Genomic DNA, 12737 nt, shown 5'->3' with positions numbered 1-12737 from the left:
TGATCAGTCATTGACGGTCTCTCCGGTTTTCTTACTTTTGAACATGTCCAACGCCAGCATGATTGCACCGACGGTGATGGCGCTGTCGGCAAAGTTGAACGCCGGGAAGTACCAGCGGTTCTGCCAATGCACCAGGATAAAATCGATCACATGGCCGAGGGCAATGCGGTCGTAAAGATTGCCCAGCGCACCGCCCAATACCAGCGCCAAGGCGATCGCCAGCCAGGTGTCATCACGGCCAAGACGCTTGAGCCACACCACCAGCACCGCACTGACGACCACGGCGATCAAGGCGAACAGCCAGCGCTGCCAGCCGCCGCTATCCGCCAAAAAGCTGAACGCGGCGCCAGTGTTGTAGGCCAGGGTCCAGCTGAAGTAATCCGGGATCACCACGATCTGCTGGAACATCTGCAGGGAGCCTTCGAAATGAGCCTTGCTGACCTGGTCGATGACCAGGACCAGCAGACTCAGTACGAGCCAGCCCAGACGTCCGAAACGACTGGTATCAGGCATAGTGGCGAACCTCACCAGCACCCGAGATATTGTCGACGCAACGACCACAGATTTCCGGATGCTCAGGGTTCACGCCAACATCTTCACGGCAGTGCCAGCAACGGGCGCATTTAGGGAAGGCCGACTTGACCACTTTGAGCTTGAGGCCCGGCACTTCGGTGGCGACCGCGTCCGCCGGGGCCTGGGCGAATGGCGCCAGGCTCGCGGTAGAGGTGATCAGCACGAAGCGCAGTTCGTTGCTCAGCTTGGCCAGGTCGGCGGTCAGGCCTTCCTCGGCAAACAGGGTGACTTCGGCTTGCAGGTTGCCACCGACGGCCTTGGCCGCACGTTGCACTTCCAGCTCCTTGTTCACCGCAACCTTCACGGCCATCACGCCTTCCCAGTACTCGCGGCCCAGTTCGAAGTCGGCCGGCAGTTCGGTCAGGCCTTCGTACCAGGTGTTGAGCATCACGGACTCGTTGCGCTCGCCCGGCAGGTATTCCCACAGTTCGTCGGCGGTGAAGGCCAGGATCGGCGCGATCCAGCGCACCAGCGCTTCGGAGATGTGGAACAGCGCGGTCTGCGCCGAGCGGCGCGCCTTGCTGTTGGCGCCGGTGGTGTACTGGCGGTCCTTGATGATGTCGAGGTAGAAACCACCCAGTTCCTGCACGCAGAAGTTGTGGATCTTCGAGTACACGTTCCAGAAGCGATACTCGCCGTAGTTTTCCTGCAACTCGCGTTGCAGCAACAGGGTACGGTCCACGGCCCAACGGTCGAGGGCGAGCATGTCCTCAGCCGCCAGGATGTCGGTGGCCGGGTTGAAACCGGTCAGGTTCGACAGCAGGAAACGTGCGGTATTGCGGATACGGCGGTAGGCATCGGCGCTGCGGGCCAGGATCTGGTCCGACACGGCGATTTCGCCCGAATAGTCGGTCGACGCAACCCACAGACGCATGATGTCGGCGCCCAGGGTGTCGTTGATCTTCTTCGGCTCGATCACGTTCTTCAGCGACTTGGACATTTTGCGGCCCGTCTCGTCGACGGTAAAACCGTGAGTCAGCAGTTCGCGGTACGGCGCGTGGTTGTCGATGGCGCAACCGGTCAGCAACGACGAGTGGAACCAGCCACGGTGTTGGTCCGAGCCTTCCAGGTACAGGTCGGCACGCGGACCGGTTTCGTGACCCATCGGGTGCGAGCCGCGCAGCACGTGCCAGTGAGTGGTGCCGGAGTCGAACCACACGTCCAGGGTGTCGCTGATCTTGTCGTACTGCGGCGCTTCGTCGCCCAGCAGTTCGGCGGCGTCCAGCTTGAACCAGGCCTCGATGCCTTCCTGTTCAACGCGTTGGGCCACCTGCTCCATCAGTTCGACGGTACGTGGGTGCAGCTCGCCGCTTTCCTTGTTCAGGAAGAACGGGATCGGCACGCCCCAGTTACGCTGGCGGGAGATGCACCAGTCCGGACGGTTGGCGATCATCGAGTGCAGGCGCGCCTGGCCCCAGGCCGGGACGAACTGGGTGTCTTCGATGGCTTTGAGCGAGCGGACACGCAGCGTGTCGCCGCTGGCTGGCTCTTTGTCCATGCCGATGAACCACTGCGCGGTGGCGCGATAGATCAGCGGGGTCTTGTGGCGCCAGCAGTGCATGTAGCTGTGCTGGATGGTGGCGGTTTGCATCAGCGCACCGACTTCGCGCAGTTTTTCGATGATCGGCTGATCGGCCTTGAAGATGAACTGGCCGCCGAAGAACTCCAGCGACGGCACGTAAACACCGTTGCTTTGCACCGGGTTGATGATGTCGTCGTTGACCAGGCCGTACTTCTTGCAGATCACAAAGTCGTCTACGCCATAGGCAGGCGAGCAGTGAACGATACCGGTGCCCGAGCCCAGTTCAACGTAGTCAGCCAGGTACACCGGCGACAGACGGTCATAGAACGGGTGGCGGAAGTTGATCAGTTCCAGCGCGGAGCCGGTGGTGGTGGCGATGACCGAACCTTGCAGCTCGTAGCGGGCCAGGCAGGCCTCGACCATTTCCTCGGCCAGCACCAATAGGCGGTCACCGACGTCCACCAGGGCGTAGGTGAATTCCGGGTGCACGTTCAGCGCCTGGTTGGCCGGGATGGTCCACGGGGTGGTGGTCCAGATCACGATGGCGGCTGGCTTGGCCAGCGAAGCCAGGCCAAAGGCCTCGGCCAGCTTGGCCTCGTCGGCGATCGGGAAGGCCACGTCGATGGTCGAGGACTTCTTGTCTTCGTACTCGACTTCCGCTTCGGCCAGGGCCGAACCACAGTCGAAGCACCAGTTCACGGGCTTGAGGCCCTTGAACACGAAACCGCCCTTGACGATTTCGGCCAAGGCACGGATTTCCCCGGCCTCGTTCTTGAAGTTCATGGTCTTGTACGGGTTGTCCCACTCGCCGAGCACGCCCAGGCGGATGAATTCGGACTTCTGCCCTTCGATTTGCTCCGTGGCGTAGGCACGGCACAGTTCGCGGGTTTTATCCGCGCCCAGGTTCTTGCCGTAGGTCACTTCGACTTTGTGTTCGATCGGCAGGCCGTGGCAGTCCCAACCCGGAACATACGGCGCGTCGAAGCCCGATAGGGTTTTCGAGCGCAGGATCATGTCCTTGAGAATCTTGTTCAGCGCATGACCGATGTGAATCGTGCCATTGGCATAAGGAGGGCCGTCGTGCAGGACGAATTTCGGACGATCCTTGCCAATCTCGCGCAACTTTCCGTACAGGCCAATACTGTCCCAGCGCTGCAGGATCTGCGGTTCGCGCTGTGGCAGGCCGGCCTTCATTGGGAAGGCGGTGTCCGGAAGGTTTAGCGTGGCTTTATAGTCGGTCATTTAAGGCTCTTCGGTTAGCGATGGGCGCTAGGTGCGGCTAGTGCACGGGCGGCGGCGACATCCGCATTGATCGCCGTTTTCAACGCCTCAAGGGAGGCGAAACGCTGCTCTTCACGCAGCTTCTGGTGGAAAACCACCGTCAAACGCCGGTCATACAGATCACCGGCAAAATCCAGCAGATGTACTTCCAGGTGGGCCTTGCCATCACCTGCAACCGTGGGCCTGACGCCTATATTGGCGACTCCGGGCCACGATTGGCCGTCGATGTCGACGCTGACGAGGTAAACCCCGGTCAACGGCACACGACGGCGCTTGAGTTGCACGTTGGCGGTTGGCGTGCCCAATTGGCGCGCCAGCTTCTGGCCGTGCAGGACCCTTCCGGCAATGCGGAACGGGCGACCGAGCAAACGCTCGGCCAAGGCGAAGTCGGCAGCGGCCAGGGCATTACGCACCTGGGTACTGCTCACGCGCAGGCCGTCCAGTTCGACGGTTTGTGCGGCTTCGACGGTAAACCCCTGGTTGACGCCCGCATGCTGCAGGAAATCGAAATCCCCGACGCGGTCGCAACCAAAGCGGAAGTCGTCACCGACCTCCAAATGCTGCACGCCCAGGCCATCAACCAGGATGCGGTCGACGAACTCGGCGGCGCTCAGGCTTTGCAAACGCTGGTTGAAGGCCAGGCAAAGGACACGGTCCACGCCCTCTTCTGCCAGCAATTGCAGCTTGTCCCGCAGGCGGGCCAGGCGGGCCGGCGCGGTCTCGGGGGTAAAGTATTCCCGCGGCTGTGGCTCGAAAATCACCACGCAGCTGGGCACGCCCAACTCGACCGCGCGTTCGCGCAGCCGAGCCAGGATAGCCTGGTGGCCACGGTGAACACCGTCAAAGTTGCCAATAGTGGCGACGCAGCCCCGATGCTCGGGGCGCAGGTTGTGGAGACCTCGAACCAGCTGCATAACGCGCTTCTTGCTCATAAAGTGGTCGATTATAACCACACCCGGCCCCGGACGACAGGCAACAGCACAGGCCAAATGGATCGAATCGATAAAACAACCGTTTTATCGCGGCAAACTCTCTAACCCAGGGACTTGCGATTGAAATCCCTCAGGCGGAAGCCTTGCAGCAGCAACATCCCGAAGTACACCACCACACCCGCGACGACCAACACGCCAAGACGCATGAAGCGCTCCAGCATATGACCTTCATCCCACGCCGGCATGAAGTGCATCAGGCCCAACAGCACGGCCGACATCATGGCCACCGCCACCAGCAACTTGAGGGCAAACAGGCCCCAGCCTGGCTGCGGCTGGAACATCTGCTGCTTACGCAATTGGTAAAACAACAGCCCGGCGTTGATGCAAGCACCGGCACTGATCGCCAGGGCAAGGCCGGCGTGGGCCAGCGGGCCGATAAACACCAGGTTGAGCAGTTGCGTGACGATTAGCGTGAATATCGCGATTTTCACCGGCGTACGGATGTTTTGCTGGGCATAGAAGCCGGGAGCCAGCACTTTGATCACGATGATGCCGAGCAGCCCGACAGAATAGGCGACCAGCGCGTGCTGGGTCATCAAGGCGTCATGGGCATCGAACTGACCGTATTGAAACAGCGACACGGTCAACGGTTCGGCCAGGATCCCCAGCGCCAGCGCACATGGCAGCACCAGCACAAAGCACAGGCGCAACCCCCAATCGAGGATGCGCGAATACTCCTGGCGATCCTTGCTGGCGTAAGTGCGCGCCAGGGTTGGCAGCAGAATCGTGCCCAGCGCCACGCCCAGCACGCCGGACGGCAATTCCATCAGGCGGTCGGCGTAGTACATCCACGACACCGAGCCTGAGACCAGCAGCGAGGCGAACGCGGTATTGATGATCAGGGAAATCTGACTGACCGACACACCGAGGATCGCTGGCAGCATATTGCGCATCACGCGCCATACGCCGGTGTCCTTGAGGTTCAGGCGCGGCAAGACAAGCATGCCAATCTTTTTCAGGTGCGGTAGTTGATAGAGCAATTGCGCCAGGCCGCCGGCCAGTACCGCCCAGCCCAGAGCCATCACCGGTGGATCAAAGTATGGCGTAAGGAACAGCGCGAAAATAATCATGCTGACGTTCAGCAGGGTCGGCACGAAGGCCGGCACCGAGAAACGGTTCCAGGTATTGAGGATCGCCCCGGCCAGGGATGAGAGGGAGATCAGCAATATATAAGGAAAGGTCACGCGCAACAGGTCGGTGGTCAGCGCGAATTTTTCCGGGGTATTGGCAAAACCGGGCGCCGTGGCCCAGATCACCCAGGGGGCGGCGAGCATGCCGAGCACGGTCACCAACATCAACACCAGGGTCAACAGGCCCGAAACATAGGCAATAAAGGTGCGGGTGGCTTCCTCGCCCTGCTGGGTCTTGTATTCGGCCAGGATCGGCACGAAGGCCTGGGAAAACGCACCTTCGGCAAAGATCCGCCGCAGCAGGTTGGGCAGTTTAAAGGCGATAAAGAAGGCATCCGTGGCCATGCTGGCGCCGAAAATGCGCGCCAGCAGCGTGTCGCGTACAAACCCCAGAACCCGGGAGATCATTGTGATAGAGCTGACGGCGGCCAACGATTTGAGCAGATTCATTGAAAGAGTTTGCGCCTTTAGATAAAGAGCAGGCGAACAAAGCGCCTACTTATGCGATACTGCGCGCCTGCAACAGCACAGAGCCAAAGCTCGCGAGTTTACAGGTCAAGCGCCGGAAATAAATCACCCGCCTCTTCAGATCGACCACTCAGCAGTTCGCATCAGCCGCCCTTGACAACACATCAAGTCATCGGCATGATTCGCGGCCTATTTTGTTTGCTATTTCCTAAAAAGTCTTTCGAGGAGCTCGACGGTGGCCAACACACCTTCCGCCAAAAAACGTGCAAAACAGGCTGAGAAGCGTCGCAGCCACAACGCCAGCCTGCGTTCCATGGTTCGTACCTACATCAAGAATGTAGTTAAAGCCATCGACACCAAAGACGCTGAAAAAGCTCAAGCAGCTTACGTTCTGGCTGTGCCAGTTATCGACCGCATGGCCGATAAAGGCATCATCCACAAGAACAAGGCCGCTCGTCATAAGAGCCGTCTGAATGGCCACATCAAGGCTCTGAGCGTCGCTGCTGCAGCCTAAGTGGTAACAACTGCATCGCAACCCAGGTTGCGTAACAGTTAAGAAATGCCCCGTACCGAAAGGTCCGGGGCATTTTTGTTGGGGCCTGAAAATCCCCCCTGCGGGATGTGCGGCTTTTTTGTGGTGAGCGGGCTTGCCCCGCGCTGGGCTGCGCAGCAGCCCCAATACATTCAACGCGTTCCTCCAGACAGAACCCAATCTCAGGTTTTAGGGCCGCTTCGCGCCCCGGCGCGGGGCAAGCCCGCTCACCACAAAAAGCCCGCTCACCACTGGAAACCGGTCAACCAAAAAATGCAGGCAAAAAAACGCCCCGAACCAGTCGGGGCGTTTTGCTACCTATTGATCAAACCACGATCAATGGTGATGACCGCCTTCACCGTGGACGTGGCCATGAGCCACTTCTTCCTGGGAGGCGTCGCGGATGGCAACGATCTTCACTTGGAAGTTCAGGCGCTGGCCAGCCAGAGGGTGGTTACCGTCGACGGTCACGTCGTCGCCGTCCAGATCACGGATGGTGACGATCTGCATTTGGCCGTCCGGCGCGGATGCGTGGAACTGCATGCCCACTTCCAGCTCGTCAACGCCTTCGAACATGCTGCGGCTCAGAGTGCTGACCAGTTCGGCCGAGTACTCGCCGTAGGCATCTTCAGGTTCTACGGCAACGTTCAGCTCATCACCGACGTTCTTGCCTTCCAGGGCCTTTTCCAGGCCTGGGATGATGTTACCTGCGCCTTGCAGGTAGACCAGCGGCGCGCCGCCGGCGGAGCTGTCGATGACCTCACCAGCGTCGTTGGTCAGGGTATAGTCGATGGAGACAGCCTTGTTAGCGGCGATCGTCATGGGGCGAGACCTTTTGCATAAGAATGAAGAACGGACAAGTCTAAACAAGGATTTGCTCGAAAGCGAACAGAACCCGGACAGACGGGACCGATCAACGGCATCCTTCATCATCGGGTTCCGCCAGGACGACGATCAACACTGGGTCGCCGAGCTCTCTTGCGGCCACACCCAGCACCTGCGCCACCAGCCACCCTGGCAATCCCGCGCCTGGGTACTCGACCCCGCGCAACGCCTTGAAAAAATAGGCCAGCCCTTTGCCTGCGGCTGGTGTGCGCAAGCACACGAATAACGATAACCTTGGCGCCTGATTCCCGGTAGACGTTCAACCATAGAACCTCACCGAAGCCATGCACCTTCAGAGAATTCGCATGCAGACTTTTTTTATCGCGCCCACCGATTTTGGTGTGGGTCTGACCTCCATCAGCCTTGGGCTGGTGCGAACCCTTGAGCGGGCCGGACTGAAAGTCGGCTTCTTCAAGCCGATTGCCCAGCCGCACCCCGGCGATACCGGCCCCGAGCGCTCCACCGAGCTGGTAGCGCGCACCCACGGCCTCAAGCCGCCACAGCCCCTGGGCCTGGCCCACGTAGAACGCATGCTCGGCGACGGCCAGCTCGACGAACTGCTCGAAGAAATCATCACGCTGTACCAGCAAGCCGCCGTGGGCAAGGACGTGCTGATCGTCGAAGGCATGGTGCCAACCCGCAGCGCCAGCTATGCGGCGCGGGTCAACCTGCACCTGGCCAAGAGCCTGGATGCGGAAGTGATCCTGGTCTCGGCCCCGGAAAACGAAGTGCTCACCGAACTCTCCGGACGTGTGGAATTGCAGGCCCAACTGTTCGGCGGCCCCAAAGACCCGAAAGTACTCGGCGTGATCCTCAACAAGGTGCGCACCGACGAAAGCATGGAAGCCTTTGCGGCGCGCCTCAAAGAGCATTCGCCCCTGTTGCGCAGCGGCGATTTCCGCCTGCTCGGCTGCATTCCCTATCAACCGGAACTCAACGCCCCGCGCACCCGCGACGTGGCCGACCTGATGGGCGCACAGATCCTCAACGCCGGCGACTACGAAACCCGGCGCATGACCAAAATCATCATCTGCGCCCGTACCATGCGCAACACCGTGGAGCTGCTCAAGCCCGGCGTACTGGTGGTGACACCCGGCGACCGCGACGACATCATCCTCGCCGTCAGCCTCGCCGCGATCAACGGCGTCCCCCTGGCCGGCCTGTTGCTGACCAGCGATACCCTGCCCGACCCGCGCATCATGGAATTGTGCCGTGGCGCATTCCAGGCAGGGCTGCCGGTGTTGTCGGTGAGCACCGGTTCCTACGACACGGCGAACCAGCTCAACAGCCTCAACAAGGAAATCCCGATTGATGACCGCGAACGCGCGGAGATCATCACCGATTTCGTCGCCAGCCATCTGGATGCGCGCTGGCTGCACCAACGTTGCGGTACACCACGGGAAATGCGCCTGTCGCCGGCGGTGTTCCGCTATCAGTTGATCCAGCGTGCCCAGGCCGCCAACAAACGCATCGTATTGCCCGAAGGTAGCGAGCCACTGACCGTGCAAGCCGCCGCCATCTGCCAGGCGCGAGGCATTGCCCGGTGCGTGTTGCTGGCCAAACCGGCGGACGTGGAAGCGGTCGCCCGCGCACAGGGCATCGAACTGCCCGAAGGCCTGGAGATCCTCGACCCGGACCTGATTCGCCAACGCTATGTCGAGCCAATGGTGGCACTGCGCAAGAGCAAAAGCCTCAACGCGCCGATGGCCGAGCAGCAACTGGAAGACACGGTGGTGATCGCCACCATGATGCTCGCGCTGGACGAAGTGGACGGCCTGGTTTCAGGGGTGATTCACTCCACCGCCAACACCATCCGCCCTGCCCTGCAGCTGATTAAAACGGCGCCGGGCTGCACGCTGGTGTCGTCGGTGTTCTTCATGCTGTTCCCTGAGCAGGTGCTGGTGTACGGCGACTGCGTGATGAACCCGCACCCGAGCGCGGCGGAGTTGGCGGAGATTGCGCTGCAAAGCGCCGACTCGGCCGCAGCGTTCGGCATCACCCCGCGCGTGGCGATGATCAGCTATTCCAGTGGCGATTCGGCCAGCGGCGAAGAAGTGGAAAAAGTCCGCGAAGCCACCCTGCTTGCCCACGAGCAGCAAAGTTCGCTACTGATCGACGGCCCGTTGCAATACGACGCCGCTGCCAACGAAAACGTGGCCCGGCAGTTGGCGCCCAACAGCCAGGTCGCCGGCAAGGCCACGGTATTTGTGTTTCCCGACCTCAACACCGGCAACACCACCCACAAGGCCGTGCAGCGCAGCGCTGATTGCGTGAGCCTGGGGCCGATGCTGCAAGGCCTGCGCAAACCGGTCAACGACCTGCCGCGCGGCGCCCAGGTAGACGACATCGTGTACACCATCGCGCTCACCGCGATCCAAGCCGCCAACCGACCTATGGATATCTAAATGCTGGATTTTCTACCTGCCGCCGTGCGCGGGGTGATCGCTTCGCTGTTGCTGGCGCTGAACACGATCCTACTGTGTTCGTTCCTGTTTATCGTGGCGCTGTTCAAGGCGCTGCCATTTGCCAAGCGTTTCAGCGAATGGCTGATGAACCACACCCATGAGGCGTGGGTGACCAACAACAAGGGCTGGATGAACCTGGTAGGCCGCACCCGCTGGCACCTGACCGGACTTGAAGGCCTTGATTACCAGCACTCGTACCTGGTGACCAGCAACCACCAGAGCTGGGTCGACATCATGGTGTTGCAATACGTGCTGAACCGCCGGATTCGCCCGCTGAAATTCTTCCTCAAGCAGGAGCTGATCTGGGTGCCGGTGATTGGCCTGGCGTGGTGGGCGCTCGGCTTTCCGTTCATGAAGCGCTACACCAAGGCCTACCTGGCAAAACACCCGGAAAAGAAAGGCAAGGACCTGGAAACCACCCGCAAGACCTGTGCGAAGTTTCGCGACAACCCGGTGGGTATTTTCAACTTTGCCGAGGGCACACGCTTTACGCCGGGCAAACATGCCCAGCAGAACTCGCCGTTTCGCTACTTGCTCAAGCCCAAGGCTGGCGGCATTGCGTTTGTGCTGGATGCCATGGGCGAGCAGTTGAAGTCACTGGTAAACGTGACCATTCACTACCCGGCCGGGCGTCCTGGGTATTGGGATTTGCTGTGTGGGAATGTGAAGGACGTGGTGGTGCAGTTCGAAGAAGTGCAGATCCCGGCCGCGTTCATTGGCAAGAATTATGAGCAGGATGGGGAGTATCGGACGGCGTTCCAGGGCTGGATCAACCGGTTGTGGGAAGAGAAAGATGCGCTGCTGGACACGCTGCATCAGGAATATCCGCGCAAGCCTTGAGGGCCCCATCGCCGGCAAGCCGGCTCCTACAATTGCTCGCACTCCAATGTAGGAGCCGGCTTGCCGGCGATAGCGTCCGACGCAACACCCACAATGCAAAAGCCCGCCACCGATCACTCGGTGGCGGGCTTTTTGTGGCCGCGAGGGTTAGATCGCGCCGCGCTGACGCAACAGCTCCAGCACTTGCTTGACGCTTTCTTCCAACGACAAGGCCTGGGTGTCGATGACCAGATCGGCATTCAACGGCACGTCATACGGGAAGGACTCGCCAGGGATGTTATCCCCACCAGCAGCGTACAGCCCCTGCGGATCACGCTCGGCGCACACCAGCGGAGACGCCTGCACGTACACCGTCAGCAGGCGGTCGGCGCCGATCAGTGCTTTGGCCTGTTCACGGCCTTCGGCATCCGGGGCCACGAACGCGGCCAGGGTCAGCAGGCCCGCTTCGTTGAACTGACGCGCCACATGGGCGGCACGACGCCAGTTCTCGGTACGACCGGCCCGGTCCTGCGGCAAGCCCTTGTTCAGGTCGTGACGCAGGTTCTGGCCATCCAGCACGAACACTGCACGGCCCATGTCGAAGAGCTTGCGCTCAACCGCGTAGGCCAAGGTGCTCTTACCAGCGCCCGACAGGCCGCTGAATAGCACGGTAGCCGGTTGCTGACCAAAGCGCAGTGCGCGCTCTTCGGTGGCGACGTGAGCCAGCTTGCCATGATGCGCCGAGCTGCCGTGGGTGACCGGCGGCGCGATGATCATGCCCGCCGCCACGGTGCCGTTGGTCAAACGGTCGATGACAATGAACGCGCCAGTGGTGCGGTTGCTGTCGTAACCGTCCAGGGCGATGGCGGCGTCGAGACTGACCTTGACCCGGCCGATCTCGTTCAACTGCAGCGAACTCGCCGGGCCTTCGGCCAGGGTGTTCACATCCACGCGGTGCACGATGCTGGTGATGGAACCCGGCACGTAGCTGGTGGCGCGCTTGATGTCGTATTTTTTGCCCGGCAGCATCGGCTCTTCCGCCATCCACACCAGCATGGCGTCGAAGGCATCGGTCACTTGCGGCACGTTGTCGGCGTGTACCAGCAGGTCGCCACGGGAGATGTCGATCTCGTCTTCCATGGTCAGGGTCACGGCCTGGCCTGGGCCAGCGTGTTCCAGCTCACCTTCAAAGGTGACGATGGATTTGACGCGGCTGCTCTTGCCCGACGGCAGCACCACGACTTCGTCGCCCTTGTGCACGATGCCGCTGGCCAAGGTGCCGGCAAAACCACGGAAGTTCAGGTTCGGACGGTTGACGTACTGCACCGGGAAACGCAGGTCGGTGTAGTTGCGGTCGTTGGCGATCTCGACGGTTTCGAGGATCTCCATCAGCGACTGCCCGGTGTACCAAGGCGAACGCTCACTCTTGTTCACCACGTTGTCGCCCTTGAGCGCCGACATCGGCACGAACGCCAGCGTGCTCGGCTTGAACGCGATACCGTCGGCGAACTTCAGGTAATCGGCCTTGATCTGCTCGAATACGCTCTGGTCGAAGCCATTGATGTCCATCTTGTTGACGGCCACCACGATATGCTTGATGCCCAGCAACGAGGCGATAAAGCTGTGGCGACGGGTCTGGGTCTGCACGCCATAACGCGCGTCAATCAGGATGATCGCCAGGTCACAGGTGGAGGCACCGGTGGCCATGTTGCGGGTGTACTGCTCATGGCCGGGGGTGTCGGCGATGATGAATTTGCGTTTGGCGGTGGAGAAGTAGCGGTAGGCAACGTCGATGGTGATGCCTTGCTCACGCTCGGCCTGCAGGCCGTCGACCAGCAGTGCCAGGTCGATATCATCGCCGGTGGTGCCGGACTTCTTCGAATCGCGGGTGATGGCTTCCAGGTGATCTTCGTAGATCATCTTGGAGTCGTGCAGCAGGCGCCCGATCAGGGTGCTCTTGCCGTCGTCGACGTTGCCGCAGGTCAGGAAGCGCAACATTTCCTTGCGCTCGTGCTGGCCCAGGTAGGCGAGGATGTCCTCGCTGATCAAATCAGATTGATGCGACATGAC

Annotated in this window: 10 protein-coding genes; 4 read left to right on the top strand and 6 right to left on the bottom strand. The window is 60.9% G+C overall.

Annotation, left to right across the window (positions count from 1 at the left end; translation table 11 throughout):
• Positions 1-3: 3 nt before the first annotated feature.
• The 4 genes from lspA to murJ form a co-directional block, all read right to left on the bottom strand.
• Positions 4-513: a signal peptidase II gene (lspA, locus tag ACP7C6_RS22480; RefSeq protein WP_028618779.1), complete on the bottom strand. Its 510-nt coding sequence runs from the start codon at positions 511-513 to the stop codon at positions 4-6.
• Positions 506-3337: an isoleucine--tRNA ligase gene (gene ileS / locus ACP7C6_RS22475; RefSeq protein WP_122686010.1), complete on the bottom strand. Its 2832-nt coding sequence runs from the start codon at positions 3335-3337 to the stop codon at positions 506-508. The genes lspA and ileS overlap by 8 nt, the downstream gene beginning before the upstream one ends.
• Before the next feature lie 14 nt (positions 3338-3351).
• Positions 3352-4290: a bifunctional riboflavin kinase/FAD synthetase gene (ribF, locus tag ACP7C6_RS22470; RefSeq protein WP_010213269.1), complete on the bottom strand. Its 939-nt coding sequence runs from the start codon at positions 4288-4290 to the stop codon at positions 3352-3354.
• A gap of 119 nt (positions 4291-4409) precedes the next feature.
• Entirely contained in the window at positions 4410-5948 is a 1539-nt protein-coding gene (murJ, locus tag ACP7C6_RS22465; protein ID WP_038844672.1) for a murein biosynthesis integral membrane protein MurJ, read from the bottom strand.
• A gap of 253 nt (positions 5949-6201) precedes the next feature.
• Between murJ and rpsT the strand changes: the two genes are divergently transcribed.
• Positions 6202-6480: a 30S ribosomal protein S20 gene (gene rpsT, locus ACP7C6_RS22460; protein WP_016976313.1), complete on the top strand. Its 279-nt coding sequence runs from the start codon at positions 6202-6204 to the stop codon at positions 6478-6480.
• Between the two features lie 354 nt (positions 6481-6834).
• Here rpsT and ACP7C6_RS22455 read toward each other — a convergent pair whose 3' ends face one another.
• Positions 6835-7320, bottom strand: coding sequence for an FKBP-type peptidyl-prolyl cis-trans isomerase (locus tag ACP7C6_RS22455; RefSeq protein WP_353631836.1), 486 nt, complete (start codon positions 7318-7320; stop codon positions 6835-6837).
• On the opposite strand from ACP7C6_RS22455, the gene ACP7C6_RS22450 reads away from it, so the two are divergent.
• From ACP7C6_RS22450 to ACP7C6_RS22440, 3 genes are all read left to right on the top strand, one after another.
• Entirely contained in the window at positions 7319-7609 is a 291-nt protein-coding gene (locus ACP7C6_RS22450) for a DUF3565 domain-containing protein (RefSeq protein WP_426109344.1), read from the top strand. The two genes, ACP7C6_RS22455 and ACP7C6_RS22450, sit on opposite strands and share 2 nt — an antisense overlap.
• A gap of 79 nt (positions 7610-7688) precedes the next feature.
• Positions 7689-9788, top strand: coding sequence for a phosphate acetyltransferase (gene pta, locus ACP7C6_RS22445; protein WP_033896986.1), 2100 nt, complete (start codon positions 7689-7691; stop codon positions 9786-9788).
• Entirely contained in the window at positions 9789-10688 is a 900-nt protein-coding gene (locus ACP7C6_RS22440; protein ID WP_426109263.1) for an acyltransferase, read from the top strand.
• Between the two features lie 147 nt (positions 10689-10835).
• Here ACP7C6_RS22440 and cysN read toward each other — a convergent pair whose 3' ends face one another.
• Positions 10836-12734 carry a sulfate adenylyltransferase subunit CysN gene (gene cysN, locus ACP7C6_RS22435; RefSeq protein ID WP_028618773.1) on the bottom strand — a complete coding sequence of 633 codons (1899 nt, stop codon included), beginning with the start codon at positions 12732-12734 and terminating at the stop codon, positions 10836-10838.
• Positions 12735-12737 lie beyond the last annotated feature (3 nt).

It is taken from the genome of Pseudomonas sp. TWR1-1-4 (genome assembly GCF_049897165.1).
Lineage (GTDB): Bacteria > Pseudomonadota > Gammaproteobacteria > Pseudomonadales > Pseudomonadaceae > Aquipseudomonas > Aquipseudomonas canadensis.
This window is presented reverse-complemented; position numbering and strand designations above follow the sequence as displayed.

Excerpts from the sequence above, each read along its gene's own strand:
- lspA (WP_028618779.1), bottom strand. The coding sequence starts at position 513 with ATGCCTGATACCAGTCGTTTCGGACGTCTGGGCTGGCTCGTACTGAGT.
- ileS (WP_122686010.1), bottom strand. The coding sequence starts at position 3,337 with ATGACCGACTATAAAGCCACGCTAAACCTTCCGGACACCGCCTTCCCA.
- ribF (WP_010213269.1), bottom strand. The coding sequence starts at position 4,290 with ATGCAGCTGGTTCGAGGTCTCCACAACCTGCGCCCCGAGCATCGGGGC.
- murJ (WP_038844672.1), bottom strand. The coding sequence starts at position 5,948 with ATGAATCTGCTCAAATCGTTGGCCGCCGTCAGCTCTATCACAATGATC.
- ACP7C6_RS22450 (WP_426109344.1), top strand. The coding sequence starts at position 7,319 with ATGGGGCGAGACCTTTTGCATAAGAATGAAGAACGGACAAGTCTAAAC.
- ACP7C6_RS22455 (WP_353631836.1), bottom strand. The coding sequence starts at position 7,320 with ATGACGATCGCCGCTAACAAGGCTGTCTCCATCGACTATACCCTGACC.
- pta (WP_033896986.1), top strand. The coding sequence starts at position 7,689 with ATGCAGACTTTTTTTATCGCGCCCACCGATTTTGGTGTGGGTCTGACC.
- ACP7C6_RS22440 (WP_426109263.1), top strand. The coding sequence starts at position 9,789 with ATGCTGGATTTTCTACCTGCCGCCGTGCGCGGGGTGATCGCTTCGCTG.
- cysN (WP_028618773.1), bottom strand. The coding sequence starts at position 12,734 with ATGTCGCATCAATCTGATTTGATCAGCGAGGACATCCTCGCCTACCTG.